This is a genomic window from Amycolatopsis sp. NPDC051758 (genome assembly GCF_044453095.1).
GTDB lineage: Bacteria > Actinomycetota > Actinomycetes > Mycobacteriales > Pseudonocardiaceae > Amycolatopsis.
This window is the reverse complement of the sequence record NZ_JBITCJ010000011.1, coordinates 70,958-97,204: the sequence shown is the minus strand read 5'-3', so window position 1 is coordinate 97,204 and position 26,247 is coordinate 70,958. Positions and strand designations below refer to the sequence as shown.

General features: G+C 71.7%; 29 protein-coding genes and 1 tRNA gene. 11 read left to right on the top strand and 19 right to left on the bottom strand.

What is annotated here, in order from left to right; all coding sequences use genetic code 11:
- Positions 1 to 3: 3 nt before the first annotated feature.
- From ACIA5G_RS40460 to ACIA5G_RS40450, 3 genes are read right to left on the bottom strand one after another with little or no spacing between them, the layout of a single operon-like run.
- Positions 4 to 672 carry a GNAT family N-acetyltransferase gene (locus ACIA5G_RS40460; RefSeq protein ID WP_395933242.1) on the bottom strand — a complete coding sequence of 223 codons (669 nt, stop codon included), beginning with the start codon at positions 670 to 672 and terminating at the stop codon, positions 4 to 6.
- Positions 672 to 1,949, bottom strand: a complete 1,278-nt coding sequence (glp, locus tag ACIA5G_RS40455) for a gephyrin-like molybdotransferase Glp (RefSeq protein ID WP_395933240.1) — start codon at positions 1,947 to 1,949, stop codon at positions 672 to 674. Before glp ends, ACIA5G_RS40460 begins: the two co-directional genes overlap by 1 nt.
- A complete protein-coding gene (locus ACIA5G_RS40450) occupies positions 1,946 to 2,851 on the bottom strand; it encodes a UTP--glucose-1-phosphate uridylyltransferase (protein WP_395933238.1) in 906 nt (301 codons plus the stop codon). Before ACIA5G_RS40450 ends, glp begins: the two co-directional genes overlap by 4 nt.
- Positions 2,852 to 2,875: 24 nt before the next feature.
- Here ACIA5G_RS40450 and ACIA5G_RS40445 point away from each other — a divergent pair, with 24 nt between their 5' ends.
- From ACIA5G_RS40445 to mscL, 4 genes are all read left to right on the top strand, one after another.
- Positions 2,876 to 3,466 carry a 5-formyltetrahydrofolate cyclo-ligase gene (locus tag ACIA5G_RS40445; protein ID WP_395933236.1) on the top strand — a complete coding sequence of 197 codons (591 nt, stop codon included), beginning with the start codon at positions 2,876 to 2,878 and terminating at the stop codon, positions 3,464 to 3,466.
- Positions 3,467 to 3,552: 86 nt separating this feature from the next.
- Positions 3,553 to 3,864 (top strand): FmdB family zinc ribbon protein, encoded by a 312-nt coding sequence (locus ACIA5G_RS40440; protein WP_395933234.1) that lies wholly within the window; start codon positions 3,553 to 3,555, stop codon positions 3,862 to 3,864.
- A gap of 130 nt (positions 3,865 to 3,994) precedes the next feature.
- The gene (locus ACIA5G_RS40435; RefSeq protein WP_395933232.1) at positions 3,995 to 4,624 is read left to right on the top strand and encodes an SAF domain-containing protein; all 630 of its coding nucleotides are present in this window, start codon (positions 3,995 to 3,997) and stop codon (positions 4,622 to 4,624) included.
- Between the two features lie 34 nt (positions 4,625 to 4,658).
- Positions 4,659 to 5,072, top strand: coding sequence for a large-conductance mechanosensitive channel protein MscL (gene mscL, locus ACIA5G_RS40430; RefSeq protein ID WP_395933230.1), 414 nt, complete (start codon positions 4,659 to 4,661; stop codon positions 5,070 to 5,072).
- Positions 5,073 to 5,077: 5 nt separating this feature from the next.
- Here mscL and ACIA5G_RS40425 read toward each other — a convergent pair whose 3' ends face one another.
- Genes ACIA5G_RS40425 through ACIA5G_RS40410 form a run of 4 tightly spaced genes read right to left on the bottom strand, consistent with a single transcriptional unit; the run spans position 5,078 to position 6,935 of the window.
- On the bottom strand, positions 5,078 to 5,251 hold the full coding sequence (locus ACIA5G_RS40425; RefSeq protein WP_086861556.1) for a hypothetical protein: 174 nt from the start codon (positions 5,249 to 5,251) through the stop codon (positions 5,078 to 5,080).
- A gap of 46 nt (positions 5,252 to 5,297) precedes the next feature.
- On the bottom strand, positions 5,298 to 5,564 hold the full coding sequence (locus ACIA5G_RS40420; protein ID WP_395933228.1) for a hypothetical protein: 267 nt from the start codon (positions 5,562 to 5,564) through the stop codon (positions 5,298 to 5,300).
- Positions 5,561 to 6,391 (bottom strand): aldo/keto reductase, encoded by an 831-nt coding sequence (locus ACIA5G_RS40415; protein WP_395933226.1) that lies wholly within the window; start codon positions 6,389 to 6,391, stop codon positions 5,561 to 5,563. Before ACIA5G_RS40415 ends, ACIA5G_RS40420 begins: the two co-directional genes overlap by 4 nt.
- A 43-nt stretch (positions 6,392 to 6,434) precedes the next feature.
- Positions 6,435 to 6,935 carry a molybdenum cofactor biosynthesis protein B gene (locus ACIA5G_RS40410; RefSeq protein ID WP_013230045.1) on the bottom strand — a complete coding sequence of 167 codons (501 nt, stop codon included), beginning with the start codon at positions 6,933 to 6,935 and terminating at the stop codon, positions 6,435 to 6,437.
- A gap of 122 nt (positions 6,936 to 7,057) precedes the next feature.
- Here ACIA5G_RS40410 and ACIA5G_RS40405 point away from each other — a divergent pair, with 122 nt between their 5' ends.
- Positions 7,058 to 8,113, top strand: a complete 1,056-nt coding sequence (locus ACIA5G_RS40405) for an NAD-dependent epimerase/dehydratase family protein (RefSeq protein WP_395933223.1) — start codon at positions 7,058 to 7,060, stop codon at positions 8,111 to 8,113.
- 37 nt (positions 8,114 to 8,150) lie between these two features.
- Entirely contained in the window at positions 8,151 to 8,984 is an 834-nt protein-coding gene (locus ACIA5G_RS40400; protein WP_395933221.1) for an MBL fold metallo-hydrolase, read from the top strand.
- Here ACIA5G_RS40400 and ACIA5G_RS40395 read toward each other — a convergent pair.
- The 3 genes from ACIA5G_RS40395 to ACIA5G_RS40385 are packed head-to-tail and all read right to left on the bottom strand — an operon-like array spanning position 8,981 to position 12,166.
- Positions 8,981 to 10,030, bottom strand: a complete 1,050-nt coding sequence (locus ACIA5G_RS40395; RefSeq protein WP_395933219.1) for a sensor histidine kinase — start codon at positions 10,028 to 10,030, stop codon at positions 8,981 to 8,983. The genes ACIA5G_RS40400 and ACIA5G_RS40395 overlap by 4 nt on opposite strands.
- Positions 10,027 to 10,728: a response regulator transcription factor gene (locus ACIA5G_RS40390; RefSeq protein WP_395933216.1), complete on the bottom strand. Its 702-nt coding sequence runs from the start codon at positions 10,726 to 10,728 to the stop codon at positions 10,027 to 10,029. The genes ACIA5G_RS40395 and ACIA5G_RS40390 overlap by 4 nt, the downstream gene beginning before the upstream one ends.
- Before the next feature lie 10 nt (positions 10,729 to 10,738).
- The gene (locus ACIA5G_RS40385) at positions 10,739 to 12,166 is read right to left on the bottom strand and encodes a hypothetical protein (RefSeq protein WP_395933214.1); all 1,428 of its coding nucleotides are present in this window, start codon (positions 12,164 to 12,166) and stop codon (positions 10,739 to 10,741) included.
- A gap of 170 nt (positions 12,167 to 12,336) precedes the next feature.
- Between ACIA5G_RS40385 and ACIA5G_RS40380 the strand changes: the two genes are divergently transcribed.
- The 4 genes from ACIA5G_RS40380 to ACIA5G_RS40365 are packed head-to-tail and all read left to right on the top strand — an operon-like array spanning position 12,337 to position 15,420.
- Positions 12,337 to 12,981, top strand: coding sequence for a glycosyltransferase family 2 protein (locus ACIA5G_RS40380; RefSeq protein WP_395933791.1), 645 nt, complete (start codon positions 12,337 to 12,339; stop codon positions 12,979 to 12,981).
- Complete coding sequence (locus ACIA5G_RS40375; RefSeq protein ID WP_395933212.1) at positions 12,978 to 13,661, top strand: DUF2064 domain-containing protein; 684 nt, start codon at positions 12,978 to 12,980, stop codon at positions 13,659 to 13,661. The genes ACIA5G_RS40380 and ACIA5G_RS40375 overlap by 4 nt, the downstream gene beginning before the upstream one ends.
- A complete protein-coding gene (locus tag ACIA5G_RS40370; RefSeq protein ID WP_395933210.1) occupies positions 13,661 to 14,293 on the top strand; it encodes a methyltransferase domain-containing protein in 633 nt (210 codons plus the stop codon). Before ACIA5G_RS40375 ends, ACIA5G_RS40370 begins: the two co-directional genes overlap by 1 nt.
- Positions 14,290 to 15,420 (top strand): molybdopterin-dependent oxidoreductase, encoded by a 1,131-nt coding sequence (locus ACIA5G_RS40365; RefSeq protein ID WP_395933208.1) that lies wholly within the window; start codon positions 14,290 to 14,292, stop codon positions 15,418 to 15,420. The genes ACIA5G_RS40370 and ACIA5G_RS40365 overlap by 4 nt, the downstream gene beginning before the upstream one ends.
- 849 nt (positions 15,421 to 16,269) lie before the next feature.
- Here ACIA5G_RS40365 and ACIA5G_RS40360 read toward each other — a convergent pair.
- The 8 genes from ACIA5G_RS40360 to ACIA5G_RS40325 all read right to left on the bottom strand — a co-directional run bounded on the left by ACIA5G_RS40360 (position 16,270) and on the right by ACIA5G_RS40325 (position 23,662).
- Positions 16,270 to 17,697: a trypsin-like peptidase domain-containing protein gene (locus ACIA5G_RS40360; protein WP_395933206.1), complete on the bottom strand. Its 1,428-nt coding sequence runs from the start codon at positions 17,695 to 17,697 to the stop codon at positions 16,270 to 16,272.
- Positions 17,698 to 17,769: 72 nt separating this feature from the next.
- Positions 17,770 to 18,852 carry a galactose-1-phosphate uridylyltransferase gene (gene galT / locus ACIA5G_RS40355; protein ID WP_395933204.1) on the bottom strand — a complete coding sequence of 361 codons (1,083 nt, stop codon included), beginning with the start codon at positions 18,850 to 18,852 and terminating at the stop codon, positions 17,770 to 17,772.
- Positions 18,849 to 19,649 (bottom strand): DeoR/GlpR family DNA-binding transcription regulator, encoded by an 801-nt coding sequence (locus tag ACIA5G_RS40350; protein ID WP_395933202.1) that lies wholly within the window; start codon positions 19,647 to 19,649, stop codon positions 18,849 to 18,851. Before ACIA5G_RS40350 ends, galT begins: the two co-directional genes overlap by 4 nt.
- A 106-nt stretch (positions 19,650 to 19,755) precedes the next feature.
- On the bottom strand, positions 19,756 to 20,178 hold the full coding sequence (locus tag ACIA5G_RS40345) for a hypothetical protein (protein ID WP_395933200.1): 423 nt from the start codon (positions 20,176 to 20,178) through the stop codon (positions 19,756 to 19,758).
- 48 nt (positions 20,179 to 20,226) lie between these two features.
- The gene (locus tag ACIA5G_RS40340; protein WP_395933198.1) at positions 20,227 to 21,642 is read right to left on the bottom strand and encodes an ATP-binding protein; all 1,416 of its coding nucleotides are present in this window, start codon (positions 21,640 to 21,642) and stop codon (positions 20,227 to 20,229) included.
- Positions 21,639 to 22,331: a response regulator transcription factor gene (locus tag ACIA5G_RS40335; protein ID WP_284742850.1), complete on the bottom strand. Its 693-nt coding sequence runs from the start codon at positions 22,329 to 22,331 to the stop codon at positions 21,639 to 21,641. Before ACIA5G_RS40335 ends, ACIA5G_RS40340 begins: the two co-directional genes overlap by 4 nt.
- Before the next feature lie 68 nt (positions 22,332 to 22,399).
- Positions 22,400 to 23,008: a trimeric intracellular cation channel family protein gene (locus ACIA5G_RS40330; RefSeq protein WP_395933195.1), complete on the bottom strand. Its 609-nt coding sequence runs from the start codon at positions 23,006 to 23,008 to the stop codon at positions 22,400 to 22,402.
- Complete coding sequence (locus ACIA5G_RS40325) at positions 23,009 to 23,662, bottom strand: response regulator transcription factor (protein WP_003087851.1); 654 nt, start codon at positions 23,660 to 23,662, stop codon at positions 23,009 to 23,011. It abuts the gene before it with no gap.
- A gap of 273 nt (positions 23,663 to 23,935) precedes the next feature.
- On the opposite strand from ACIA5G_RS40325, the gene ACIA5G_RS40320 reads away from it, so the two are divergent.
- Positions 23,936 to 24,008: transfer RNA gene (locus tag ACIA5G_RS40320), tRNA-Arg, on the top strand.
- 6 nt (positions 24,009 to 24,014) lie between these two features.
- Here the strand turns inward: ACIA5G_RS40320 and ACIA5G_RS40315 are convergent.
- A complete protein-coding gene (locus ACIA5G_RS40315) occupies positions 24,015 to 26,231 on the bottom strand; it encodes a DEAD/DEAH box helicase (RefSeq protein WP_395933193.1) in 2,217 nt (738 codons plus the stop codon).
- Positions 26,232 to 26,247 lie beyond the last annotated feature (16 nt).

The window sequence follows — 26,247 nt, the reverse complement described above, 5'->3', positions numbered from 1 at the left end:
CCGTCAGGCGTAGTCCGCGCGGCCCGCCGAGACGAGCCGGGACACCAGGCCGGGGCCGGTCTCCTCGCGCGTGACGGCGAAGCAGTAGTGGTCCCGCCAGGCGCCGGCGACGTCGAGGTAGCGCTCGAACAGCCCCTCCTGCCGGTAACCCGCTTTGGTGAGAACCCGCAGGCTGGCGACGTTTTCCGGCCGCACGGTGGCCTCCAGCCGGTGCAGCCCGGCCGGGCCGAAGGCGTGGTCGGTGACGAGGGCGACGGCGGCCGTCGCGACCCCGCCGCGGACCACGTCGGACGACACCCAGTACCCGATCCAGGCGGATCGCAGCGATGCCCGGATGACGTTACCCACAGTGATCTGGCCCGCAAGACGACCGTTCAGGGTGATCGTGAACGGCAGGCACTGACCACGCCGGGCGAGCGAACGCAACGCCGCCCACTGCGACGGCCACGACCAGAAGGCGTTGCGTTCCGGCCACGGGCCGATCCCCGTCGGCTCCCACATCTCGAGGTGCGCGCGGTCGCGGAGCCGGATCCGGCTCCACTCGCCCGCGTCGCGCAGCCGGACCGGCCGGATCGCGACCTCCCCGGCGGGCACGCGCAGCGGCCCGAGCCGCGCCGGCCAGCCCGGGTGGCGGCTTTCGACCGGGTAGGACACGCCGGACACGGAGTTCATCAGGCCCGTTGCGCCAGGAAGGTGACCTGGACCTGCTCCCCCGCGGGGACGTCGGTCAGCTCTTCCGGCACGTTGATCAGGCAGTTCGCTTCGGCCAGCGACGCGAGCAGGTGCGCCCCGGACTGCCCGAGCGGCTGGACCAGGTACTCGCCGTTGGCCTCGTCGCGCAGCAGCTGGCCGCGCAGGAAACCACGCCGGCCCTCGGTGGACGTGATCGGCGACAGCAGCCGCGCGCCGACGATCCGCCGGTGCGGGTTGCGGGTCCCGCGCGCCGCCCGGATCAGCGGCCGCACCAGCACCTCGAACACCACCAGCGCGCTCATCGGGTTGCCCGGGATGAGGAACGTCGGCACCGAGTCGGGGCCGAGCCTGCCGAACCCCTGCACCGAGCCGGGGTGCATCGCCACCCGCGTCATGTCGATCCGGCCGAGGTCGGACAGCGCCGCGTGGACCTCGTCGCCGCTGGAGCCCCCGGCGCCGCCCGCGACCACGACGATCTCCGACATCAGCAGCCGGCCTTCGACGATCTCCCGCAGCCGCTTCGGCTCGCTCGCCACGATGCCGACCCGGCTTACCTCGGCGCCCGCGTCCCGCGCGGCCGCGGCCAGCGCGTAGGAGTTGACGTCGTAGACCTGCCCGACCGACGGCGTCCGGTCGATGTCGACCAGTTCGTCGCCGACCGACACGATCGAGACCCGCGGCCGCGGGTACACGAGGACCTTGGCCCGGCCGACCGCGGCGAGCAGGCCGACCTGCGCCGAGCCGATCGTGTCGCCGTTGCGCACCGCGACGTCGCCGATCTGGACGTCTTCACCGGCGCGGCGCACGTACCCCGCGGACGGCACCGAGCGGTGCACGGTGACCCGGGCCTGGTGCCCGTCGGTGTAGGCCAGCGGCACGACGGCGTCGGCCAGCGTCGGCAGCGGCGCGCCGGTGTCGACTCGCACCGCCTGGCCGGGCTGCAGCCGCCGCGGCTGGCGCGAGCCCGCCGCGATCTCGCCGACCACCGGCAGCTGCACCGGCTCCTGCCCGGCCGTGCGCACGTCGACGCTGCGCACCGCGTACCCGTCGACCGCTGCCTGGTCGAACCCGGGCAGCGCGTGTTCGGCAACCACCTCCTCGGCGCAGAGCAGGCCCTGGGCCTCGGAGATCGCCACCCGCACCGGCTGGGGCCGGACGGCGGCGTCCAGCGTCATCGAGATCTGCGCGTCGACCGAGCGGAACTCGGCCTCCTCCTCGGCCACTTCGGGCCGTGCCGCGTCGAGGGATTCCGTCATGGGCGATCTGTCCCGATCCGTTCCGTCAGCCACGCCCGTAAAGATGGACCGTACTCGGGCGTTTCAAGCGCGAAATCGACCGCGGCGCGCAGGAAACCACCCGGATTCCCCAGGTCGTGGCGTCCACCGCGGTGGACGACGACGTGCACGGGGTGTCCTTCGGTGATCAGCAGCGCGACGGCGTCGGTCAGCTGCAGCTCGCCGCCGCTGCCGGGCGTGATCCGCTTCAGCGCGTCGAAGATCGCCCGGTCGAGCAGGTAGCGCCCGGCTGCGGCGTAGGTCGACGGCGCGTCCTCCGGCTTCGGCTTCTCGACCATCCCGTGCACGCGCTTGACGTCTTCGTCGTCGGTTTCGGTGACGTCGAAGACGCCGTACGGCGAGATCTCGGCCTTCGGGATGTCGAACGCGCAGAGCACGCTGCCGCCGTACTGGGCGCGGACCGCGCTCATCCGCTCGAGCACGCCGGTGGGCAGGACCAGGTCGTCGGGGAGCAGCACGGCGACGGCCTCGTCGTCGGGCGTCAGGTTCGGCTCGGCCTGCGCGACGGCGTGGCCGAGGCCGAGGGCCTGCTCCTGGATGGCGGTTTCGACGGCGAGCAGCCCGTGCGCGCGGCGGACCTTTTCGAGCAGCTCGGTCTTGCCCTTGTCTTCGAGGTTGCGCTCCAGCTCGGGCTGGGTCTCGAAGTACTTGACGACGGCTTCCTTGCCCGGTGAGGTCACGATGACCAGGCGTTCCGCCCCCGCGGCGGCGGCCTCGGCCGCGACCAGCTCGATCCCCGGCGTGTCCACCACCGGCAGCAGCTCCTTGGGCACGGCCTTCGTCGCCGGCAGGAAGCGCGTGCCCAGGCCGGCGGCAGGCACGATGGCGGTTCTGAACGTCTGGGTGGTTGCGGCGCCCGTCATGGGCGCAAAGCCTAACGTGAGGTCATGCATGCGCTGGGCAATGAGCACCTGAGCAAGGCGGAGTGGCGTACCCGGCTCACGCGCGCGAGGACGGACCAGACCGCCGAATCGCACGCCCAGGAGGCGTCCGCGCTGGTCAGCGCGGTGTCGAAGGTCACAGCCACGACCGTGTGCGCCTACCTGCCGTTCGGCACCGAACCGGGCACGACGGCGCTCGTCGACGCGCTCGCCGCCGGCGGGGCGCGGGTGCTGCTGCCGGTCATCCGCCCCGACCCGGGGCCGCTCGACTGGGCCGAGTACACCGGCGAGGCCGATCTGGTGCCGAGCACGATGCGCGGCATCCGCGAACCGGGCGGGAAACGCCTGGGTACCGACGCCGTCGGCGCGGCCGAGCTGATCTTGGTGCCGGCGCTGGCCGTGGATCATCGGGGCGTCCGGCTCGGCCGGGGCGCCGGCCACTACGATCGTTCGCTGGTGTTCGCCGCGGCCGGGGCGGCTCTGCTGGCCGTCGTGCGGGACGAAGAGCTGGTCGAGCGGCTGCCCGGGGAGGCCCACGACGTGCGTATGAGCGGGGTCTTGACGCCCGCTCGAGGCGTGCTCGAGCTGCCGATGTGAGCAACCAGGAATTGCTTTCAGGGAATGTCATCCAGCACAATTGGGTTGGCACTCTTGTCGGATGAGTGCCAGTGAAGGAGCCGTCAGTGCCTACGTACCAGTACGCCTGCAAAGAATGCGACCACCGGTTCGAAGCCGTGCAGTCGTTCTCGGACCCCAGCCTGACCGTGTGCCCGCAGTGCTCCGGCACTCTGCGCAAGGTCTTCAGCTCGGTCGGCGTCGTCTTCAAGGGCAGCGGGTTCTACCGCACCGACTCGCGTGACTCGAGCAAGTCGAGCACCACGTCGGCCCCGGCGAAGACCGAGACCAAGAGCGAGTCGAAGTCCGAGTCCAAGTCCGACACGAGCTCGGCATCCTCCTCCTCGAGCACGACGAAGACGACCGCCGCGGCCTCCTGAGCCGCGAGTTGTCCACAACACCCCGGTTGTCCACAGGCGCCGGATCCGGCCCTTCCGGCGGCCGGTCCGGCTTCCCTAACGTCGATCCCGTGCGGCACACCGCCGCACCGGATCCGACCGAGGGGGACCTGTGGACGTCCTGTCGAAGCTCCACGCACCTGATCTGAGCCGGCTGCAGAGCCGGCGGGCGCGGCTGATCCGCCGCTGGCTCGCCGCCGGTCTGCTGCTGACCGGCGCACTGCTCTTCGCCCACCCCGGTTCCGCGCGGGGCGCACCGACGACTCCGACGGTCGTCGCGGCCCACGACCTTCCTTCCGGCGCGACCTTGCGCGCCGCCGACGTCCGGCTGGCCGACCTCCCCGACGACGCACGTCCATCGGGCGTGCTGAGCACCCTCGACGTCGTCGACGGGCAGCTGCTGGCGGGCGCCGTCCGGGCCGGCGAGCCCCTGACCGACGTCCGGCTGGCCTCGGCCATCCCCGCCTCGGGTGATCCCGGAACGGCTACCGTGCCGGTCCGGCTGGCCGATGCGGCCGTCGCCGAACTGCTGCGGCCTGGCCAGCGTGTCGACGTCGTGGCGGCGCCGGAGCCGGGGGTGCCCGCGTCCGTGCTGGCCGGTGGTGCGACGGTGGTGACGGTGGGAAAGCGTGAGGCGTCCGCGGCCAAAGGACCCTTGGTGCTGCTCCGGCTCCCGGAGGCGATTGCGACGAGGGTGGCGGCGATTTCACTGGAGCGTCCGGTAACGGTTACTCTCCGCTAGCCCACGCCCCCCGTCTCGTTCGTGAGGAGAACCAGTGTTCAAAGGCTTCAAAGACTTCCTGATGCGCGGCAACGTCGTTGATCTCGCCGTCGCGGTGGTCATCGGCTCGGCGTTCACGGCGATCGTCACGGCGTTCACGAACGGCCTCATCAAGCCGCTCATCAGCACGATCGGCGGCACGGAAGCCGCGAAGGGCCTCGGCTACCAGATCTTCGCCAACAACGACGCCACGTTCCTGGACTTCGGCGGCGTGATCAACGCGGCGATCAACTTCATACTGGTCGCGGCGGTCGTCTACTTCGTGATCGTGCTGCCGGTGAAGCACGTCCAGGAGCGGCGCAAGCGCGGCCAGGAGCCGGGCCCGTCCGAGCCGACCGACGTCGAGCTGCTCATCGAGATCCGCGACCTGCTGCGGGCCCAGTCCCAGCGCGGCAACGGCCGCGACTGACGCCGTCAGCGGTCGTGGTGCGGTGGCCGGTTCTCCCGGTACCAGTCGTCCGGGAGGCCGGTGCGCCGCTCCGGGTCACGCTCGTCGGAGGTCGTCTCGGGCAGGACGTCCCCGAAGATCTCGTCGACCCGGCGGCGCCGCTCGCTGCTGGTCTGGGGTTTCCGCTGTTCGCCCGGCATACCCCCAGTGTCCCACGACGCGTTCCTTGACAACTCCAGAGCGAACTCAACCGCCGCGGTGCGCCCGCACCTGGTCCCGCCACCCGCGGACCTGCTCCTCGCTGAACAGGAGGCCGGCGCCCGGCCCGTGTGTGAGGTCGATGCCACAGAGCAGCTCGAGCGCCCAAAGCTGGTCCTCGTCGAGTTCGACCCGGCACGCGAAGTCGTCGCTGATCCACTGCGCGGCCCAGCGATCGGCCGCGTCCCGGCTGACCCGGCCGGAGAGGACATCGTCGAACCAGGCCTCGATCTCCCCGAGATCCGGTCCGTTCACGAAGTTCCGCCCTCGCCGAGCGCATCGAGCCGCCGCCGCTGCTCCCGGCTGAGCCGGACCCCGGCCGCGGCGACGTTCTCTTCGAGGTGCGCGATCCGGCCGGTCCCCGGAATCGGCAGGATCACCGGCGAGTGGCCGAGCAGCCAGGCGAGCGCGACTTGAGCGGCCGTGGCACCCAGCTCGGCCGCGACGTCGGCAACTTCAGCCGCTCCGGCCGCCGGGGCCACCGGCCGCCAGGGCAAGAACGCGATCCCCGCATCGGCACAAGCCCGCAGCACCGGCTCGTGCTCACGGTCGAGCACGCTGTAGCGGTTCTGAACACTGACGATCTCAACGAGTTCCCGGGCCCGGGCAAGCTCGTCGACGCTCACCTCGGACAACCCGATCCGCCCGACCTTCCCGGCGACCTGAAGCTCGCGCAACGTGCCGAGCTGGTCAGCGAGCGGCGTCTCCGGATCGATGCGATGCAGCTGAAGCAGCTCGATCCGCTCCACCCGCAACCGGCGCAGGGCCTGCTCCACCTGCTCACGCAGGATCGGGGGCCGCGCGTCGAGCCGCCACTCACCGCCGGGCCCGGTGCGCGCGACCCCCACCTTGGTGGTGATCAGCAGTTCGTCCGGATAGGGGTGCAACGCCGAAGCGAGCAGTTCCTCGTTCGCCCCGCCGCCGTAGAGGTGGGCGGTGTCGATCAGCGTGACACCCAGCTCGACAGCCCGCCGGGCGACCGCGATCCCCCGCTCGCGCGCGGGTCCGGGCTCGGTCGGCAGGTGCATCGCCCCGAAGCCGAGCCGGCGCACCTGCCGGGCACCACCGATGCAAAAGTCCATGACGGGGCGACGCTATCGGCGCCACCCCGGCCACGCGAAGGATTTAGACCTCTTCCAGTCCCGAAAGCTCGTCGATCACGTGCGGCACGAGCGAGGTCAGCGTGGCCATCCCGTCCCGCACCGCGGACCGCGAGCCGGCCAGGTTGACCACGAGGGTGCTGCCCGACACCCCGGCGAGACCCCGGGAGATCCCGGCGTCGACCGCGCCGGCGGCCAGGCCGGACGCGCGGATGGCCTCGCTGATGCCCGGAATCGGGCGGTCGAGCACACCGGCGGTGGCGTCGGGGGTGCGGTCACGCGGCAGCACGCCGGTGCCGCCGACGGTGATCACCAGGTCGGCGCCGCCGATCACGGCGGTGTTGAGCGCATTGCGGATACCTGCGGTCTCGGCCTCGACGACCACCACACCGTCGACGATGAAGCCCGCTTCTTCGAGCAGCTCCGTGACCAGCGGGCCAGTGGTGTCCTCGTGCTCGCCGTGCGCCACGCGATCGTCCACGATGACCACGAGGGCCCGGCCCAGCCGTTGTGCACTCCGTTCCATGCGCCCACCGTAGTCGGTTACGGCCACCCGGCGCCGGGAGGTGCCGGGTGAGTTCTGACGATTCAGTGACACGGCCGCGTACGGCTGGGCCTGCCCCGGTCCGGCCCCTTAGCGTGTCCGGTGTGCGCGTACTGGTCACCGGCGGAGCCGGGTTCATCGGGTCACACATCGCCGATCTGCTCGCCGAGGGTGGTGACGAGGTCGTGGTGCTCGACAACCTGCTCCCGACGGCTCACGGCTCCGCCACCCCACCGGCCTACACCGGCAGGCATCGGTTCCTCCGGGGAGACGTCACCGACACCGAGATCGTCACCGAGTTGATGGACGGCATCGACGCGGTCTGCCACCAGGCCGCGGTGGTCGGGCACGGGGTCGACCAGTCGGACGCGCCGTCGTACGCCCTGCACAACGACTACGGCACGGCGGTCGTCCTGGCTGCGATGTACGCGGCCGGCATCTCCAAACTGGTACTGGCGTCCTCGATGGTCGTCTACGGCGAAGGCCGGTACGCGTGCCCGGACCACGACGTGGTGGCGCCGTCGCCGCGCCGCCAGTCCGATGTGGACGCCGGCCGGTTCGAGCCGCGGTGCCCGGCCTGCGGTGCCGAGCTGAGCTGGCGGCTGGTGCCCGAGGACGCTCCGTTGAACCCGCGCAGCACGTACGCGGCGACGAAGCTCGCGCAAGAGCACCTGGCCGGCGCGTGGGCGCGGCAGACGGGCGGCAGTGTGTGGGCGATGCGCTACCACAACGTCTACGGCCCGCGGATGCCGCAGAACACGCCGTACGCCGGGGTGGCGTCGCTGTTCCGCTCGGCCCTGGAGCGCGGCGAGGCGCCGCGGGTGCTCGAGGACGGCCGGCAGCAGCGCGACTTCATCCACGTCCACGACGTCGCCAGGGCGAACGTCCTGGCGCTCAGGACGGACGGCCCGGCGGGCGACATCACGCCGCTGAACGTCTGCTCGGGCACCCCCCACACGGTGGGCGAGCTGGCCGAGGAGCTGGCGCGGGCCTGCGGTGGCCTGGCCCCGCAGGTGGTCGGCGGCGCCCGCACGGCCGACGTGCGCCACGTGGTGGCCGACCCGGCACGCGCCCGTGAGCTGCTGGGCTTCACCGCCGAGATCGGCTTCGCCAAGGGCATGGCCGACTTCGCCACGGCGGAGCTGCGCGACCCGGTCTGACGGGAATGGTTCGGCGCCGGTCGAACTTGTTCGTGTCATGCAGCGGACCACGGTGGGCGACTACACGATCGACGCACTGGCCGACGGGCTCATCCGACTCCCGACCCCGTTCTTCCCCGGCCTCGACCCGGCCGAGCACGCCGAGGTCCTCGACCCGGACGGCACGGTGCACGTCCCGACCGGCGCGTTCCTCGTCCGCGGCCAGGGCCGGACGATCCTCGTCGACGCCGGGTTCGGCCCGCGCGAGACGGGCTTCCCGGCTGGCACGACACCCGCGGCCGGCGACCCGGCACCACCCATGGGCGAAGGCGGCGATCTCCTCGCGGCCCTGGCCACGGCGGGCGTGCAGCCCGAAGACGTCGACACCGTCTTCGTCACGCACCTGCACTCCGACCACGTGGGCTGGCTGGCGCCGCAGGGTGACCCGGCGTTCGCCGGCGCCCGGATCGTCCACGGGGCCGCGGACTGGCAGCCGCTGGTCGGCCGGCTGAGCCACGACGACTGGAGCCGGATCGGGCTGGAGGCGGTGCGCGCGGCCGGGAGCGTCGAGGCGATCCACGGCGACGCCGTCCCGCTGGCCCCGGGCATCACCGCGCGGCACGCGCCGGGCCACACCCCCGGGCACTACGTGCTGGACGTCGAAGCGGACGGCGAGCGGCTGATCCTGCTCGGCGACGTCATCCACACCCCGGTGCAGCTGCGTGACGACCGGGTCCGGTTCATCGCCGACCACGATCCGGAGGAAGCGGCCCGCACCCGGCGTCGCTGGCTGGACGAGGCCGAACGCTCCGACGCGGTGATCGCGCCCACGCACTTCCCGGGCATGGAGTTCCTGCGGCTCGGCCCGGGGCGGGAAGCCCGGGCGGTCTAGGACATCGCCAGCGGGAGGCGGACCTCGAACCGGCACCCGGGCCCGTGGTTGTGCACGCCGATCTTCCCGCGGTGGGCCTCGACCAGCCCCTTGGCGATGGCCAGGCCGAGCCCGCCGCCGCTGGTCGTGCCGCTGCGCTCCGGGGTCCGGGCCTGCGTCCCGCGGAAGGCGACGTCGAAGACCCGGGTGATCTCGTCGTCCGGGATGCCGCCACAGGAGTCGTCGACGGCGAGCAGTGCTTCGTCACCGTCGACGCCGATCTGCACCGCGACCGTCCCGTCGGGCGGGGTGTGGCGGATCGCGTTGGACACCAGGTTCCGCACGATCCGCGCCAGCTCCGGGTCGCTGCCGGTGACCACGGGCCACGTCGACGCGTTGGCGAGCACGCGCACCCGCTTCCGCTCGGCGACCGGGGCCTGAGCCGCGACGGCGTCGCTGACGACGTCCTGCAGCGGCACCGCGGACATGGTGAGCTCGAGGGCGCCCGCGGTGATCCGCGAGAGCTCGAACAGGTCGCCGACCATCGCGGACAGCCGGGTGGTCTCGCCGCTGATCCGCTGGGCGTAGTCGGCGACCTCGCTGCGTTCGGACACCACGCCGTCGGCCAGCGCCTCGGCCATGGCCTGGATGCCGGCCAGCGGGCTGCGCAGGTCGTGGCTGATCCAGGCGACCAGCTCGCGCCGGGACGCCTCGGCCGCGCGCTCCCGGTCCCGGGCCTCCCGCTCCCACACACTGCGGCGCGCGATGGCCCGGCCGAGGATGATCGCCGCGGGCACGGTGACCACCGCGACGAGCAGGCAGACCAGCAGCATCGTGGTCAGCGCCGGGGTGAACATGAACCCGCTGACACCCAGCACCCCGACCAGCGTGGCGAGCACCGGGATCAGCACCAGCACCGTGAGCGTGGTGGCCAGCGAGCCCCGGCGCAGGACGTACAGCACCGCGCCGCCCAGTGCCGCCACCGGCAAGGAAAACATCAGCGCGAACGGCAGGATGTGCCAGAGGTGCGTCAGCATCTCGGCAGCGGACTCACCAGAGCCGATCACGGCTGCTCCCGGTCGTAGCGGTAGCCGACGCCCCACACGGTCGCGACCCGGGTCGGCTTGGCCGGGTCACGCTCGATCTTCTCGCGCAACCGTCGCACGTGGACGGTCACTGTGGACTGATCGCCGAAGTCCCAGCCCCACACCTTTTCGAGCAGGTCCGCCCGCGAGTAGGCGACGCCGGGGTGGCCGAGGAAGAACGCCAGCAGATCGAACTCCCTCGTGGTCAACGGGAGTTCGCGACCGCCGAGCGTCGCGGTGCGCGCGGTCATCTGCAGCCGGAGGCCGCCGTCCACGAGCTCCGCGGCCGCCGGTTCCGGGCGCGGCATCCGCGCGCGGCGCAGCACCGAGGCCACGCGGAGGGCGAGCTCCTTGGGGCTGAAGGGTTTTGTCACGTAGTCGTCGGCGCCGAGCTGGAGCCCGGCGATCCGGTTCTCTTCCTCGCCGAGCGCGGTGAGCATGACGATCGGCACCTGGCTGACCTGGCGCAGCCGCTTGCACACCTCGAGGCCGTTGATCCCCGGCATCATGACGTCGAGGACGACGAGGTCGGGCTCGTGGGCGGCGAACTTCCCCAGCCCTTCGGCGCCGTCGCCGGCCATGTCGACGGTGAACCCGGCCAGCTCGAGGTACCGGCGGACGACGTCGCGGACCGTCTCGTCGTCGTCGACCACGAGCACGCGCCCGGCCTGATCGTTCATCACTTCTCCCTCACCAACCGGTCAGCAGCAGGTGGTTGACCGCCAGCGCCGTCGCCGCCTGCGCCGCGAGCCACCACCGCCGGCCGGGCCGCGGCAGCAAGGCCGTCATCGGCAGCAACCACACCCCGAACGGTAACCAGATCCGTTCGGTCTCGGCCTTCGACAGGCCAGAAGCATCGGCGAAGACGATGGTGAGCAGGGCGGCGACGCCGAGGAGCAGCACCGGATCGGTGAGCACGGCCCGGCGCGGACGGGGCAAGAAGGCTTCGGTGAGGCCACGCCGGAGGGCGGCCACCACCGCGGGGCCGAGGGCCACGGTCACCGCCGCCAGGTCCGCCCAGACCCAGTACGAGTAGGGCCGGACCAGCGCGACTCCCTGGTAGTAGCGCTCGACGACCAGGTGATAACCGTCGAGCCACCAGAAGCCGGCCCAGGCGAAGAGGCCGACGACGGCCAGCGCGGCGGTGATCGCCAGGGCCGCCGCCCGCCACTGCCGGCCCAGCACGGCCACCGCCACCGCGAGCAGGCCGAGCAACACCAGGCCGTAGGAGAGGAAGACGCCGAAGCCGAGCAGCACCCCGGCGGCCGCCCCGGCCGGGACGGCGTACCGGCGGCCGTGGCCGAACCCCCTCGCGGACAACGCGAGCAGCGCCAGCCCGGTGGCGGTCACCCCGGCGAACAGGCCGTCCGCCGACACGCCGATCCAGACCGCGCCGGGCGTCAGGACGGCGAAGGGCAGCACCGCACGAGCCGCCTCGGGCCGGCCGAGCAGCGCGACCGTGGCGGGCACGGCAACGGCGACCAGGCTGCCGACGAGGACCACGGCCGTCGCCGCCCACGCCCCGCCGTGCAGGCCGATCCGGTCCAGCCAGACGAAGACGAGCGTCGCGCCCGGCGGGTGCCCGGACACGTGCGTCGTCCACGAGTCCGGCTGGAAGTCGAGGATCCGGGAGGAGAACTCACGCAGCATCCGCGGGATGTCGGTGATGCCGGGCACCTCGTGGAGGTACTCCTGCGGAATGGTGAGCCGGCCGGCGAACCCGCGGGCCCAGCCGTCGACCATGGCGAGTGAGAAGATCCAGGCGAGCGAGGCCAGATAACCGGCGGCGAGGGCGCGGCGCCACGGCAGGCGGGCGGCCAGTGCCGGGCCGTGGAGCACCACCGCGACAGCGATGAGCACGGCGAAGACCGAGCCCGGGCCGATGTGCGGCAGCCAGTCGGCGAACAGCGGCGGCGACGACACGAAGATGACGACGCCGGAGTCCGGCCGGTTGTAGTGGAGGCCGACCGCGGCGGCCGTGGCCACGAGCACCGCGGCCGCCGCGACGGCGAGGAGATCGGCCCGGCGGGCGCGGCGCCCGGGTCGATCGGGTGCCGGGGCTTCGGGTTCGCGGACAGGCGGCTCGGCGAGCCGGGCTGCCGGGTTCGGCTCGCTCATCGCCGTCCACCCTAAGTCCGCACGCGGGGATCCGCGCCCTCGGAGCGAGAGCCGTAACGACGCGGTAAGAACTCATCACCCGGTTGGCCAATGTCATGATTCGGTAAGGGGGACAAGGCTTTCCCACAGTCCACCCCGGACTTACGGTCGGCGCCGTGACTGACTCAGGAGTGGACGTCGTCCTCCCTTGCCTCGACGAAGCGGGTGCCCTCCCCGGTGTGCTGGCCGGCCTGCCACCCGGCTACCGCGCGATCGTGGTCGACAACGGCTCGGCCGACGGCTCGCCCGAAGTGGCGGCCGCCCTCGGCGCGAAGGTCGTCCACGAGCCGCGCCGCGGGTACGGCGCGGCCGTGCACACGGGCCTGGAAGCCGCCACCGCGGACATCGTGTGCTTCGCCGACGCCGACGGTTCCCTGGACCTCGGCGACCTGCCGCGGCTGGTAACCGCGGTCGAAGCCGGCGCCGACCTCGCCGTCGGCCGTCGGGTGCCGACCGGTCCCGGCGTGTGGCCGTGGCACGCGCGAGCGGGCAACGTCGTGCTCGCGTTGCTGCTGCGCGGCCGTGGGCTGCCGGTGCGCGACATCGCGCCGCTGCGTGCCGCGGACCGGCGGGCGCTGCTCGGCCTCGGCGTCACCGACCGGGCTTTCGGCTACCCGCTCGAGCTGCTGATCAAGGCCCAGCGCTCCGGGTGGCACGTCCGCGAGTTCGACGTCCGCTACGGCGAGCGCGCCAAGGGAACGAAGTCGAAGGTGTCCGGCTCGGTCCGGGGCACCCTGCGCGCAGTCCGCGACTTCGGACGGGTGCTGGCCCGATGACACCACGATTCGTGCTGCTGGTCGTGGCCAAGGCGCCGGTGCCCGGGCTCGCCAAGACCCGGCTCTGCCCGCCGGCGACACCGGCTCAGTCCGCGGAAATCGCCGCGGCCGCACTGCTCGACACTCTCGACGCCGTCTGCGCGGTCCCCGGCGCCGCACCCGTCGTCGCGATGACCGGCAACCTCGGCGCCGCGGCCCGGTCGGCCGAAATCGGGCTCGCGCTGCACCGCGCCACCGTGATCCCCCAGCGCGGCTGGGATTTCGGCGCCCGCCTCGCGAACGCCCACGCCGACGCCGCCGCGGTGCACGCCGGCCTGCCGATCCTGCAGATCGGCATGGACACCCCGCAGGTCACACCGGAGTCCCTCGCCGAGGCCGCCGCACCGGTCGTGCACGGCGGGCACGACTCGGTGCTCTGCCCGGCGGCGGACGGCGGCTGGTGGGCGCTGGGACTAGCCGAGCCGCGGCACGCGCAGGTCCTCGCCGGCGTCCCGATGTCCCGCGACGACACCGGCGAGCGCACCCTGCGCGCGCTCATCGCGTGCGGACTGCGGCCACGGGCAGGCCGCCGGCTGTCCGATGTGGACACCATGGCGGACGCCCGTGCGGTGGCGGCGGTGTGCCCGGACGGCCGGTTCGCCCGCGCCGTCGCGGCGGTCGACGGCCGGGCGGTCGCGTGATGACGGCGCCCGCGATCACCGGCAACGAGTTCGACCACGGCCTGCTCGGCCACCGGTGCTGGCTCGAACTGGCGAACGGCGAGCGGATCGAGCTGCCGGTCGAGCGCTGGACCGAGCCGTCCGACGGCGACGACGTCCTGCTCGACGCCTGTTCCGGGCCGACGATCGACCTCGGCTGCGGTCCCGGCCGGCTCACCGCGGCGCTGGCCGAACGCGGCGTCCTCGCCCTCGGTGTGGACAGCTCGCGCACGGCCGTCCGCCTGACCCGCCGTCGCGGCGGGAGTGCGTTGCACCGCAGCATCTTCGACCGGCTGCCCGGTGAAGGCCGGTGGCGGCACGCCCTGCTCGCCGACGGCAACATCGGCATCGGCGGTGACCCGGCCGCGCTGTTGCGCCGCACCGCGCAGCTGATCGCCCCGGACGGCGACGTCCTCGTCGAACTGGAGCCACCCGGCCACGGCCTGCGGCACGAGCGTGTCCGGCTGCAACCGGGCCGTGCCGACGTCGCCTGGTTCACCTGGGCCTGGGTCGGCGTGGACGCGATCGCCGACGTCGCCGTGCCCGCCGGGCTGCGCGTCGACCGGACCACCCGGCACGGTCACCGCTGGTTCGCACGATTGGAGCGGTCGTGAAGCTGCCCGTCCCGAAGGAAGAACAGTTCACGGCCCCGGCGCACCACGAGCGCGTGACGTCGAAGATCGGGCTGGCGCTCGCGGTGACGTTCACGACGTGCTTCGTGACGGGCCTGATCAGCCACCTGATCCAGCACCCGCCGGAGTGGTTCTTCTGGCCGAGCCGGCCGGTCTGGCTCTACCGCGTCACGCAGGGGCTGCACGTGATCTCCGGCGTGGCGTCGATCCCGCTGCTGCTGGCGAAGCTGTGGAGCGTCTACCCGAAGCTGTTCGGCCGGCCGCTCGTCCGCTCGCTCCCGCACGCGCTGGAGCGCCTGTCGATCCTCGTGCTCTCGGGCGCGGCGTTCTTCGAGCTGACGACCGGGCTGCTGAACGTGGCGCAGAACTACCCGTGGGGGTTCTACTTCCCGCAGGTGCACTACGCGGTCGCGTGGCTGGCGATCGGGTCGATCCTGGTGCACGTCGCGGTGAAGCTGCCGGTCATCCGCCGGGCGCTGAGCCGCACGACCGTCGAAGAGGCGGAGCCGCCGGCCGCCGGGCTGTCCCGCCGGGGGTTCCTGCTGACGACGGGACTCGCGACGGGTGTCGCGGTCGTCGCGACCGCCGGGGCGACGGTTCCGTTCCTGCGCGGCGTTTCCGGCCTCGCGTGGAAGACGGGCAAGGGCACGCAGAACCTCCCGGTGAACCGCACGGCAGCGGCCGCGGGCGTCACGCAGTCCGCGCGGGCCGCGGCGTGGCGGCTCTCGGTGGTGACCCCGCGCGGCACCACGACGTTCTCGCTCGACCAGCTGCGCGCCTTGCCGCAGACGACGGCGGAGCTGCCGATCGCCTGCGTCGAAGGGTGGAGCCAGTCGGCGGCCTGGCGCGGGGTTTCCCTGCCGGCACTGCTGAAAGCCACCGGCGCGCAACCGGGCACTGCGGTCCGGGTGTCCTCTTTGGAGCGTGCCGGGCTGTACGGCGTCAGTGTGCTCCCCGGCGAGCACACGGCCGACGACCTGACGTTGCTCGCGCTGGAGCTGAACGGCGAGGTCCTCGACATCGACCACGGCTTCCCGTGCCGGATCATCGCCCCGAACCGGCCCGGCGTGCTGCAGACGAAGTGGGTCACGAAGCTGGAGGTGCTGTGAAGATCGCACGCGCTCTGCTCGCCCTGCCGGGCCTCGCGGCGCTCGCGTGGGGTGTGGTGCTCTTCGTCGAGTACGCGTTCCCGCTGCGCCCGGACGTCTTCGGCACGGTCGGCTGGATCGTCGGCGGCCCGATCCTCAACGACGGCATCGTCGCACCCCTGACGGCGGTGCTCGGCTTCACCCTGGCCCGCCTCCTCCCGCCCCGGTGGCGAGCCCCGGTGGTCACCGGCACCGTGCTCACCGGCGTGCTGGCGATCCTGGCGTTCCCGCTGCTCTGGCGCCCGTACGGCACCCCGCCGATGCCCGGCCTCCACGACGGCAACCCGGCCCTGGGCCTGGCCCTCACCCTCGCCGCGGTCTGGCTGGCAGTGGTCCTGACCGCTCTCCGCCACCGTGTCGTCCGCCCAGGCACGCGAGTCGTCCCCCCAAGTACGCGTGTCGTCCCCCCAGGCACGAGTGATGCCCTGCCAATCACACGAGATGCCCCTCCAGACACGCGAGATGCCCGCCCAATCACAAGTGATGCCCCGCCCACCCCACGAACCGACCCTCCAGACACGCGAACCGACCCTCCAGATACGCGAACCGACCCTCCAGGCACGCCAGCCGACCCTCCAGATACACAAGCCGACCCTCCAGGCACGCCAGCCGACCCTCCAGGCACGCGAACCGACTCTCCAGGCACGCGAACCGACCGTCCCACCACCTGACCCGGCCACAAATGCGGCCACGCGCGACCGGCATCAAGTGCCTGGTCGCGCGTGGCCTAGTGGGTCCGGCCCCGGTGTACGGGGGTCGAGCCGAAGCTGGTCTCGGCCGCCGCCGAGGCGGCCGAGCGTCTGGAATGGATCAGTTGGCCGGGACGGGCTGCCCGCCGAGCGTCACCTCGACCGTGCGGCCGTCGGCGAGCGTGAACTTCGCCTTCTCGTCCGGCGCCCGGGTGCGGATCGCCGCGACCAGGGTGTCGGCCTTGTCGATGGCGCGGTCGTCGATCTTGGTGACGACGTCGCCCGCCTTGAGGCCGGCCTTCTCCGCCGGGCTGCCCGCGGTGATCGCGCCGAGCTCGGCGCCGCCCTGCGGGGCGTCCTTGACCTGCGAGCCGATGTAGGTCTGGATCGCCTGGCCGGTCTTGATGATCGTGTCCGCGGTGCGGCGGGCCTGATCGATCGGGATGGCGAACCCGATGCCGACGTTGCCGCTCTCGGAACCGCCCTGGCCCTGGCCGCCCGAAGCCGACTGCGGGCTGTAGATCGCCGAGTTGATGCCGATTACCTGGCCGGACATGTTGGACAGCGGACCGCCCGAGTTGCCCGGGTTGATCGCCGCGTCGGTCTGGACGGCGTCCATCACCGTCTCCTGGCCGCCGCTGCCGCCGCCCGCGCGCACCGGCCGGTGCAGCGAGCTGACGATACCCGAGGTGACCGTGCCGGCCAGCTCGAACGGCGAGCCGATGGCGACGACCCCCTGGCCGACGCGCAGGTCGTCGGACCGGCCGATCTCCACCGGGGTCAGGCTGCCGACACCGTCGACCTTGACCACCGCGATGTCGGTTGTCGGGTCGCGGCCGATCACCTTGGCGGCGGCCTTCCGGCCGTCCTGGAACACGGCCTGGATCTGCCCGCCGCCGGCGGCGACCTCGACGACGTGGTTGTTGGTCAGGATGTAGCCGTCGGTGCTGATCACGAACCCGGAGCCTTCACCGGCCCCTTGCTGCCCGCTGACCTGCAGCTCGACGACGCTCGGCGACAGCTTCTGCGCAACCGACTCGACCGAGCCGGCCGGCGCGTTGCCGGTCTGCTGGGCCGGCTTCGGCGCGTTGAGCGCGTTGCCCGCCGGGCCACCGGAGGTCCCGCCGGTCAGGTACCCGACCGTCCCGCCCGCGATGCCGCCCACCAGCAACGCGACGAGCGCAACGCCGGCGAGCAGCTTCCCGCCGCTGCGCTTGGGCTGCGGGGCAGGTGTGTTGTAGACGGACGTGCCGGGCTGCGCGTACGGGTTCGGCGGCGGGTAGACGCTCTGCTGGGTCTGGCCGGAGGGCACCTGCGCACCCGGCGCGGACCAGGGGTTCGCGTGCGGCGTCCCGTACGACGGATCGGCCCCGGTCACCGCGTGGTAGGACGGCTCGGAGTACTGCGGCGTGCCGCCGGACTCGGGCGCGGCCTGCTCGCCGTACGGAGTACCCGCCCAACCACCCTGAGCGGCCTCGTGGCCGGGCTGGGCGTCCGCGGGGTGCCGCGGCGCCGCGGGGTCGTGCGCGTTGGGGTCGTTCTCGGTCATGCCCTCACCTTGCGCGATGGTCCTGAGAGGTTCCTGAGCCGAACCTGTGCATCGGAGATGAGTATGGCCGCCTCAGCCCGCCGCGCGAAGCCGTTCCGCGATCTGCTCCGGTGTCGCGTCGTTGATCCACACGGCCATGCCCGATTCGGACCCCGCCAGGTACTTCAGCTTGTCCTTGGCGCGCAACACGGAGAACAGTTCCAGGTGGAGCCAGCCGAGCTCGCGGTCGCGGCGCACCGGCGCCTGGTGCCACGCCGCGATGTACGGCAGCGGCCGGTCGTACAGCGCGTCGCAGCGGCGCAGCACGTCCAGGTAGACGGCGGCGAAGTCGTCGCGCTCGGCGTCGGTCAGCGCCGGGATGTCCGGGACCTGCCGGTGCGGCACGATCTGCACCTGGACCGGCCAGCGTGCCGCCGGCGGCACGAACGCCGTCCAGTGCTCGCCGGTGGCCACCACACGCGAGCCGGACTTGATTTCCGCGGCGAGCACGTCACCGAGCACCGGGCGGCCGTGTTCGGCCTGGTAGGCGCGGGCGACCTCGAGCATCCGCGCCGTCTTCGGCGTGACGAACGGGTAGCCGTAGATCTGGCCGTGCGGGTGCGACAGCGTGACGCCGATTTCTTCGCCGCGGTTCTCGAACGGGAAAACCTGTTCCACACCGGGCACTTCGGACAGTCCGGCCGTGCGGTCGGCCCAGGCGTCGACGACGGCCCGCACCTGCTCCGCGGTCAGCTGGGCGAAGGAACCGTCGTGGTTGCTGGTGAAGCAGACGACCTCGCAGCGGCCACGGCCGGGCGCCACCGGCACCAGCCCGAGACCATCCACAGTGGACGGCTCGCCGACGACGTCCTCGGCGAAGGACGGGAACCGGTTCTCGAAGACGACGACGTCGTAGTCGCTTTCGGGGATTTCACTCGGTTTTCCGGGCTTGCTCGGGCACAGCGGGCAGAGGTCGGCGGGCGGCTTGTACGTCCGCGTCTGCCGGTGCGCGGCCATCGCGACCCACTCGCCGAGCAGCGGGTCCAGCCGGATCTCCGACGCGGCCGAAACCGGCGGCAGGTCGCGGGTGTCCTCCGCGACGCGGTCGGGCGCGCCGGGCTGGTCGAAGTAGATGATCTCCCGGCCGTCGGCCAGGTGTCGTACGGTGCGCTTCACGCTTCCTCGGCCTCGACCGTCTCCGCCGTCTCGGCGATCATGAGTTCCCCTGCCCTTTCGGCGAGTGTTTCCTTGGCGTCGTCGGGAAGCCCGTCATCGGTGACGACGACGTCGGCTTCGTCCAGGTCGGCGATCGTGGAGATCCCGACGGTGCCCCACTTGGTGTGGTCGGCGAGCACGACGAGCTTGCGCCCGGCCTCGACCAGCGCGCGGTCGGTCTCGCTCTCGGTGAGGTTCGGCGTCGTGAACCCCGGGCCGTCGGCCATCCCGTGCACGCCGAGGAAGACGACGTCGAGGTGCAGCGACCGCAGGCTGTGCACGGCGACCGGCCCGACCAGCGCGTCCGACGGCGTCCGCACCCCGCCGGTGAGCACGACGGTGCGTTCCGGCTGTGTCGACCCGCGCAGCACGTCCGCGACCTGGATCGAGTTGGTCACGATGGTGAGCCCGGGGATGGCGTCGAGCGCCCGCGCCAGCGTCCATGTGGTGGTGCCGGCGGAGATGCCGATCGCGGTGCCGGGCCGGACCAGGGTCGCGGCGAGCTCGGCGATGGCTTCCTTCTGCGCGCGCTGGCGCACGGACTTCGCCTCGAAGCCGGGCTCGTCGGTGCTCTTGCCGATGATCGAAGTGGCGCCGCCGTACACCTTCTCGACGAGCCCGCGCCCGGCGAGGACGTCGAGATCGCGGCGGACCGTCATGTCGGACACGCCCAGCCTGGTCACGAGATCACTGACCCGGACCGCACCGGTCCGGCGTGCCTCTTCCAGGATCACCGCCTGTCGCTGACGCGCCAGCACCGTTCAACTCCGTCCCCGCTGAACCTCGAGCCCCAACCACACAAAATCCTACACGATTCAACACGGTATCCGCAGGGGCGCCGAGGGTGAACTTCGAAAGACCAGGTCACAGCACGATCGGCAGCACCACGCCCCAGCCGAACAACACCACCACCGGCGCCCCGAGCGCAACACGCCACGCGCGCGGCAGTTCGTCCGCGGTGACGAGCGCCGCGAGCGCGTAGCAGCCGGCGACCGCGACGGAGAACATCAGGAACGACACCTCCGCCAGGTCGAGCACCGTGGTGAGGAGCGCCAGCAGCACGACCGGGCCGCCGAGCGCGACGGGCCAGGACGGGCGGATGCGGGCCAGCGCCATCAGCGCCCACGCGAGCAGGGCCGCACCGAACAGCAGGAGCGGCCCGACCAGGACGCCGACGAAGATGCACTCCACGCCGGTGCACAGGTGCACGTCCGGCAGCGCTTTCAAGGCCAGTGCCGCGAGCACGCCGCTCACCGCCGCGATCAGGCACCGGCGGACGAGCAGCATGCGCCGATCCTGGCCGATCCCGGGGCCGGCGTCTCACGAACGCCCGATTCAGCCGGGCGCCCCCGGCAGCCGGACCGTCATCAGCGCGCCGCCCTCGGGCGCCCGCGCGGCGTACACCGCCCCGCCGTGCCGCTCGGCCGCGTGCTTCACGATCGCCAGACCGAGGCCCGAGCCGGGCAGCGTCCGCGCCTCCGACGAGCGGTAGAAGCGGTCGAACACCTTCGGCAGGTCCTCCTCGGCGATGCCGGGGCCGGCGTCCGCCACCTCGACCACGGCGGTGCCGTCGCCGAGCGGGTACAGCCGGACCCAGACCGTCGCGTCGGGCGGCGAGAACTTCACCGCGTTGTCCAGCAGGTTCAGGATCGCGCGTTCGATCGAGCTGTTGTCGCCGGTCAGCACCCACGGCTGCAGCGAGACGTCGAAGTTGATCTCACCCGCCCGGCGCCGCGCCCGGTCCAGCGCCCGCTCGACGACGTCCAGCAGGTCGACACGCTCGAAGCGCTCGCGCGGCTCGTCCTGGCGCGCGAGCTCGACGAGGTCGCCGATGAGCTGGGTCAGCTCGTCGAGCTGGCCGCTGATGTCCGCGACGATGTCGACGCGGTCGCCGTCGGGCAACGGCGGCGCGCCCGGCTTGCTCGCGGCGAGCAGCAGCTCGAGGTTGGTGCGCAGCGACGTCAACGGCGTCCGCAGCTCGTGCCCGGCGTCGGCGACCAGCTGGCGCTGGCGTTCCTGCGAGTCCGCGACCGTGCCGAGCATGGTGTTGAAGGTCTGGGTGAGGCGCGCGAGCTCGTCGTCGCCGCTGACCGGGATCGGCCGCAGGTCGCCGGTCTTGGCGACGCGCTCGGCGGCCGACGTCAGCCGGTCGACCGGGCGCAGGCCGGTCCGCGCGACCGCGGTGCCCGCCGCGGCGGCGACCAGGATGCCTGCCCCGCCGATCAGGAACAGCACCAGCGCGAGCTCGTTCAGCGTGCGCTTGGTCGGGCTCATCGACTGGGCGAGCACGATGGCCTCGCCGTGCCCGGTCGGCAGCGCGACCACCCGGCTGTCGGTGCGGAAGTCCGTCCGCAGCGACTCCACCGAGTCGCCGTTCGCGACGGCCAGCTCACGCTGGTCGAACGGCGGCGGCGAGCTCGACAGCGGGTAGGTCATCACGGCGTGCTGAACGTCGGGCGCGGCGTTGAGCTGCCCGATCTGCAGGTCGGCGCTGGCCAGGAACGCGCCGGGGACCTGCCGCAGCTCGGTCTGCACCTGCGGTGAGTCGACCGCCGCCTGGGCGCGCGCCATCAGGCCGTCGTCCAGCTGCTGGTAGAGGTTGCTGCGCACGACCATGTACGCGCCGATCGAGACCAGCGCGACGGCGCCGGCCACACAAGCGGCGGCCAGCAGCGTCACCCGGCCCCGCAGCGAGAACCGGCGCGTGCCCCAGCGCGTGCCGCGAGGGTCCTCCGCGCCGGCGTCGGTCACGGCGGGGTTTCCCTCAGGACGTAGCCCACCCCCCGCACCGTGTGGATCAGCCTCGGCTCCCCCTCGGCCTCCGTCTTGCGGCGCAAGTAGCCGACGTAGACCTCCAGCGCGTTGCCCGACGTCGGGAAGTCGTAACCCCATACTTCCTCCAGGATCCGGCCCCGCGTGAGGACGTGCTTCGGGTAGGAAAGGAACAGTTCCAGCAGTGCGAATTCGGTCCGGGTCAGGCTGATCTCACGGCCGTCGCGACGGACCTCGCGCGTGCCCGGGTCGAGCGTCAGGTCCGCGAAGGACAGCATCTCGGACGCCTGGCCGTTCTGGGCCTCCGGGCTGGCGCGGCGCAGCAGCGCCCGCAGCCGGGCGAGCAGCTCTTCCAGTGCGAACGGCTTCGGCAGGTAGTCGTCGGCGCCGGCGTCCAGCCCGGACACCCGGTCGGAGACGGTGTCGCGGGCGGTGAGCACGAGGATCGGCAGGTCGTCGCCGGTGCTGCGCAGGCGGCGCGCCACCTCCAGGCCGTCGAGCCGCGGCATCATGACGTCGAGGACCATGGCGTCCGGCCGGTCGGCGATGATCGCTTCCAGGGCCTGCGCACCGTCGCTGGCCAGCTGGACCTGGTAGCCGTTGAACTCCAGGGACCGCCGGAGCGACTCACGGACGGCGCGGTCGTCGTCCACCACAAGGATGCGCATGGCGATAGTTTTACTCAGCGTGCTGAGACTCGCCTAAGAACACACACAGAACTAACAAAGAGATTCCCTCACTCCGGCGCCCGCGCGACCGGCGCGTTCCAGTGCCGCCAGAGCGCGACCATCCGCACGGTGACCACGGCGGCGGCCGAAACCACGGTGACCGGCCCCTCCGGCAGGTGCACAGCGTGACCGATGGCGACGAGCACCGAGCCGGCCAGCGCGGCCACGGCGTAGATCTCTTTCCGCAGGACCAGGGGTATTTCCCGGAGCAGCAGATCGCGCACGGCACCGCCGCCGATCCCGGTCGTCATCCCGATCAGGCACGCGGCGTAGACGGTCGCACCGGCGTTGAGCGCGATGGTCGTCCCGGCGGTCGCGAAGACTCCGAGCCCAAGCGCGTCCGCAAGCAGCACACCGCGCCGCAGCCGCGCGACCTGCGGGTGGAAGACGAAGACGACCAGCGCGGTCGCCGCGCAGACGGCGAGGTAGGGCCAGTTCCGCAGCGTCGTCGGCGGGTGGATGCCGAGCAGGACGTCCCGGATGACACCACCGCCGAGCGCGGTGGTGAGCCCGACCACAACAACACCGAAGACGTCGAGCCGCGCTCGCACGGCGGCGAGCGCCCCGGACGCCGCGAAGGCGACGAGCCCGAGGAACTCCAGCGCCGTGAGCAGCATCTACTGGTCGAGCAGGCCACCGCGGTAGGCCAGCAGGGCGGCCTGCACGCGGTTCGCCGCCCCGATCTTGGAGAGCACGGCGGAGACGTACCCCTTGACGGTGGCTTCGGAGAGGTGCAGACGCCCACCGATCTCGGCGTTGCTCAGTCCCTGGCCGATGAGCGCGACAACCTCACGTTCCCGTTCGGACAGCGAGGCGAGCAGCTTGCGAGCCGGCTGAGCAGCACGTTGTTCGTCCCGGTGGGACTGAACCATCCGCGCGGCCACACCGGGATCGAGCACGGCGCCACCCCTGGCCAGGTCCCTGACCGCCCTGAGCAGGGCGGCGGGATCGATGTCCTTGAGCAGGAAGCCGTTGGCCCCGAGCCGCAGCGCGAGGCTGACGTACTCGTCGATGTCGAAGGTGGTCAGCATGGCCACGGTGGGCGGATCGGGGAGCGCAAGGATGGCCCGCAGGGCGCGAATGCCGTCGTCAGGGGCCCGCATCTTGATGTCGAGCAGGGCGACGTCGGGGTGGTACCGCCGCGCGACCTCCACCGCGGATCTGCCGTCGGAGGCCTCGCCCACGATCTCGATGTCCTGGGCCCCGGACATCATCGCGCGCAGCCCCGAGCGCACCAGTTCCTCGTCGTCGGCGAACATGAGCTTGATCAACGAAGCCCTCCGCAACAGCCAGTAGGAGGCGGCTCCCCGCGTCCCGTTAACGAAGGTTACCTACTGTTGTTCAGCAGTTCGAAACCAGACACGACCAGGTGAGGCACTGGTCCGTCCAGGTCAGGTGCGGTGGACGGTCCCCCTGGGTGTATCCGCCATGTGGGGACGCGGTCAGAACCACTCACCTGGGTGACGACGGAGGTCGGGCTGCGCCATCCGTGCCCCTGCTGCCCGGCGTGGCCGGGGACCGCTAAGCTGGGCTAGGCATTACATGCCCTCGTAGCTCAGGGGATAGAGCACCGCTCTCCTAAAGCGGGTGTCGCAGGTTCGAATCCTGCCGGGGGCACCCAAGTCAGGTGATGCCGAGCCGATGCTGCTCGGCGATAACTATGCGCTGTTCCAAAGGCACGGCGTGGTCGTCCAGGACGGGCGGTCGGTGCTCGCTCGTGTCAACGGCTCGCCGGTCAGCTTCCTTGGCGTCGCTCTTGCGGGCGAACTCGGCGAACAGCAGGCTCTTGCGTTCCTGGATTTCGCGTAGGCGCTCGTCGACGCTGCCCTTGGCCAGCAGGCGGTGCACCTGCACTTTGCGGATCTGCCCCATTCGGTAGGCGCGGGCGATCGCCTGTTCCTCGATGCTGGGCTTCCACTGCGGTTCGGCGATGATCACCACGGAGGCGGCCTGGATGTTCAGGCCGACGCCGCCGGCTTCGATTTGGCTGAGCAGCACGGCGTGACCCTCATGTCTTGTGAAGGCATCGATGAGTTCCTGCCGTGCAGGCGGGGATACCGATCCGGTCAGTGGTCCCATCGCCGCGTCCCCGAGCTTCGTCCGGATCTTGCCGAGGACCTTGAGGAAATTGGAGAACACCACGACCTTGTAGCCGTCTTCGCGGGCCTCGTCCACGATCTCGGCGAGCCGGTCGAGCTTGGCGGGGTCGGAAGCGTGAAACGCTGCCTGGCGCATCTGCATCAGATTGCCCGACCGCACGGTCGCCGCGTACGCGGCTTCGTCGTCGGCGGTGAACCGCACCCAGTCCTCGACTTCGATCTTGTCGGGCAGCTCGATGAGCACGTCCTCTTGGTTGCGGCGCAGGTACACCGGTGCGACAGCGCGGCGGAAACGCCGGGCGCCGGCGAGCGCATCGGTCGCGTCGACCCTGCGAGCGATACCCGGATTTAGGTAGCTGACGAGGTTCCTGAATTCTTCGACGCGGTTTTCCATCGGAGTTCCGGTGAGGAACAGCACCCGCTGTGCCCGGCCAACTGCGACTGCCACGTGCTGGGACCGTTGCGCGGCGGGGTTTTTGACGTAGTGCGCTTCGTCGACCACGAGCAACGCGACACCGGCGTCCATCACTCCGTCCAGACGGCTGAGTGTCGTGAACGTGGTGACGGCGACTCCGCCCGTTCGCAGCCAGCGCCGAGCGGACGAGCCTCGGTCCGGACCGTGAAGGCTGTGCGCGGTGAGGCCGGTGTGCTTGCCGATTTCGTTGATCCAGTTGATCTGCACACTTGCGGGGCAGACGACGAGGAAGCGGGTCTGCCCCTTGGCGGCCATGTGCGTCATCGTGGCGAGCGCTTGAACGGTCTTGCCCAGGCCCATTTCGTCACCGAGGATCGACCGCTGCTGGTGAATCGCGTACTGCGCCCCGAAAACCTGGTAACCGCGCAATGTGGCCTTGAGCAGGCTGGTGTCCAAGGGGACCGCGGTGATCTCCTGCCGAAGCTCCTCCGGGATGAAGCCTTGCGCGGCCTCGGTTTCCTCTGCTTCGCCCTGGCCGCCGACAGTGGACAACAGCGCGTTGAACGACGCGGCGTCGTCCGCGTACTGCTGCCAAAGCTGGGCAGGCGCATATGCGTCCGGGGCGAGCGCCCGTTCTTCGCGGTCCACCGCTTGCCGCAACGAGACGACGCGGGGGTCGGTGAGGATCGCGTCGAGCTGGGCAAGTGCGGCCAGCGCAGCCTGTTTCTTCGCGGGCAAGCGAAAGAACATGGCGGTACGACTGGCGGTGGGCTCCGCTTGGTCCACCAGCGGGGCCGTCTGCGTGGTGAACTGCCGGATCGGCGCCTGCAGCGTCGACCGCATGTGATCGGCGCGCCGGACGGCTGTCAAAATGCCGAGAAGCCGAGTCTGACCGGATTCTTGGCGGTCCGGGTCGAACCGGACCCGGACTTCGCCGCGCACCTGCTGGGCGAGGCCGCGAGCAGCCGACCAGACCTGCTGGGCGGTCTGCGGCCCGATCCCCGGGACAGCCTGCAGCTCGTAGGCACTCGAGGCCACGACATCGGCGACCGTGCGATAGCCGGCCTCGGCCAGCGCATTGAGCCGGACGCCTTTGCCCGCAAGGTTCCGCAAGTCGGTCACGGGCTGATTGGCGAGGACCGCTTGAGCCTGCTGGTCGGCGAGGAGACTCGTCTGCCGGTGAGCGGCCTCTCGGAGCGATTCGGAAGCTGACAGCAGCGCGTCGGCTCGCCTGGCAAAAGTGCGGACGTCGGCAAGAGCTGTCTTCGCCGCGGCGCCGATCTTGGCCTTGGCAGCGGTGAAGGCACTCGGGTCGGTCACCGGCATGGCTCCCCTCCACCCA

Excerpts from the sequence above, each read along its gene's own strand:
- ACIA5G_RS40390 (WP_395933216.1), bottom strand. The coding sequence starts at position 10,728 with ATGAACGATCAGGCCGGGCGCGTGCTCGTGGTCGACGACGACGAGACG.
- ACIA5G_RS40385 (WP_395933214.1), bottom strand. The coding sequence starts at position 12,166 with ATGAGCGAGCCGAACCCGGCAGCCCGGCTCGCCGAGCCGCCTGTCCGC.
- ACIA5G_RS40370 (WP_395933210.1), top strand. The coding sequence starts at position 13,661 with ATGACGGCGCCCGCGATCACCGGCAACGAGTTCGACCACGGCCTGCTC.
- ACIA5G_RS40425 (WP_086861556.1), bottom strand. The coding sequence starts at position 5,251 with ATGCCGGGCGAACAGCGGAAACCCCAGACCAGCAGCGAGCGGCGCCGC.
- ACIA5G_RS40360 (WP_395933206.1), bottom strand. The coding sequence starts at position 17,697 with ATGACCGAGAACGACCCCAACGCGCACGACCCCGCGGCGCCGCGGCAC.
- ACIA5G_RS40330 (WP_395933195.1), bottom strand. The coding sequence starts at position 23,008 with ATGCTGCTCACGGCGCTGGAGTTCCTCGGGCTCGTCGCCTTCGCGGCG.
- ACIA5G_RS40415 (WP_395933226.1), bottom strand. The coding sequence starts at position 6,391 with ATGGACTTTTGCATCGGTGGTGCCCGGCAGGTGCGCCGGCTCGGCTTC.
- ACIA5G_RS40315 (WP_395933193.1), bottom strand. The coding sequence starts at position 26,231 with ATGCCGGTGACCGACCCGAGTGCCTTCACCGCTGCCAAGGCCAAGATC.
- ACIA5G_RS40445 (WP_395933236.1), top strand. The coding sequence starts at position 2,876 with ATGCATGCGCTGGGCAATGAGCACCTGAGCAAGGCGGAGTGGCGTACC.
- ACIA5G_RS40460 (WP_395933242.1), bottom strand. The coding sequence starts at position 672 with ATGAACTCCGTGTCCGGCGTGTCCTACCCGGTCGAAAGCCGCCACCCG.
- ACIA5G_RS40410 (WP_013230045.1), bottom strand. The coding sequence starts at position 6,935 with ATGGAACGGAGTGCACAACGGCTGGGCCGGGCCCTCGTGGTCATCGTG.
- ACIA5G_RS40400 (WP_395933221.1), top strand. The coding sequence starts at position 8,151 with ATGCAGCGGACCACGGTGGGCGACTACACGATCGACGCACTGGCCGAC.
- glp (WP_395933240.1), bottom strand. The coding sequence starts at position 1,949 with ATGACGGAATCCCTCGACGCGGCACGGCCCGAAGTGGCCGAGGAGGAG.
- ACIA5G_RS40375 (WP_395933212.1), top strand. The coding sequence starts at position 12,978 with ATGACACCACGATTCGTGCTGCTGGTCGTGGCCAAGGCGCCGGTGCCC.
- ACIA5G_RS40450 (WP_395933238.1), bottom strand. The coding sequence starts at position 2,851 with ATGACGGGCGCCGCAACCACCCAGACGTTCAGAACCGCCATCGTGCCT.
- ACIA5G_RS40335 (WP_284742850.1), bottom strand. The coding sequence starts at position 22,331 with ATGCGCATCCTTGTGGTGGACGACGACCGCGCCGTCCGTGAGTCGCTC.
- ACIA5G_RS40345 (WP_395933200.1), bottom strand. The coding sequence starts at position 20,178 with ATGCTGCTCGTCCGCCGGTGCCTGATCGCGGCGGTGAGCGGCGTGCTC.